The sequence below is a fragment of the Pseudomonas avellanae BPIC 631 genome (assembly GCF_000444135.1).
GTDB lineage: Bacteria > Pseudomonadota > Gammaproteobacteria > Pseudomonadales > Pseudomonadaceae > Aquipseudomonas > Aquipseudomonas avellanae.
The window spans coordinates 1-1347 of the sequence record NZ_ATDK01000472.1 but is presented as its reverse complement, the minus strand read 5'-3'; the positions used below and the strand labels follow the sequence as shown (position 1 = coordinate 1347).

At 44.5% G+C, this 1347-nt stretch carries 1 protein-coding gene; it reads left to right on the top strand.

All coding sequences use genetic code 11. From position 1 onward, the window contains the following. Positions 1 to 118: 118 nt before the first annotated feature. A complete protein-coding gene (locus DW49_RS0124070; RefSeq protein WP_005620068.1) occupies positions 119 to 832 on the top strand; it encodes a hypothetical protein in 714 nt (237 codons plus the stop codon). The last annotated feature ends 515 nt before the right edge of the window (positions 833 to 1347 follow it).

Sequence of the window (1347 nt, the reverse complement as noted above, 5' to 3'; positions counted from 1 at the left end):
ATCAGCCACCAACTAACGGAAAATTCAAATCTTATCAATAGCTTAGCTTGCAGGTTATGGGTAACTTATTTCGAAAACAGTACATTAGTAAATTGACTACAAAAAAAGCAGGTATACAATGAACATCGGCCCTAATTACATCTCTGCACAAGAATGGCAAACCCTGTTTGATAAAAAAAACGAGGTGGCCTTGATCCCTTTGAACAAGCTCCCTATAGAGCCAGAACAAAAAAAACAGCGCGACCCTAACGCTGAATTCTATACCTCCGAGGAAACACCCTGGTTTGCCGGCTACAAAAAGTCGGAGGCAGGGCGCGCTATTTTAGAGAAAATGTCTGAGAAGGAAGCAAAAGATATCCGAGGCGAGTATCTGGAAAACTACATTAAAGCCTTTGACGAAACCATATGTCGTATGTACGACAATTTCCACGATTTCAAACAGCAGCTTTTTTACCTTAATACGGATCTGTCAAAAAAGCATTTCGGCTTCACGTTGGGCTTTAATCAGGACATTCAGGTGACCGACCCGGACGAGGTGCTCACCCCGGCAGAGTTCACGTACCTGACCGAGAAGCTGAACGAACGCCAACAACTGAAAGAGGATCTGCGTGCGCACGCAAAAATTGTGATGACGCTGCTCGACCATTACACCGAAAAATTCGATAACCGGCACACCCTCAATCTGGAGAGTTACAGCAAGGTCATCGACTACGGACAGATCTTCAGCCGCAACCATATTGGCAATTTCATGGACACGATTATCTACCAGATCGAGCGTAATGCGCCGAAACGTGAGGAAGAACCAAAACCTCTGGTTGATGTGCACGTTTGATGAATGCAAATACAGGCCGTTGATATTTCGCTCGGAATAACCAGTGGCATGCCCATCGGTTCGTGACGCAGATCACACAAAGCCTGTGACCAGGAATTTTCCCACAGTTTTATCAGCCCAAGCATCTCGTTCATTTACCGATAACAAGAAAGATACGCCCATCCAACCAGGAGCAATAAATGAGAATCAGCTCAATCACTTCCGACTTCATACTTCCTCAATCACGTCCTGAGAAATCTCTGCCACCGGAGGAGGCACCACTTACGTCCGCAGTTAAATTAGCCCCAAACACAAAGGAGGCGCTTGCACAAGCTTTCTATACGCGGGAGAAAGAGCCGTGGTTGAAATCATTCTATACATTTACAGACTATACAGGCCCAGTAGCAAAGACTGAAATTCGCCCAATGACCAAAGAGCGTTATCTAGTGTACTGTTTTCGAAAAAACCAGCTACTAACTAACGTAAAATTCAAATTTTATCAATAACTTAGGTTGCGGGACACGGGTAAATTATTT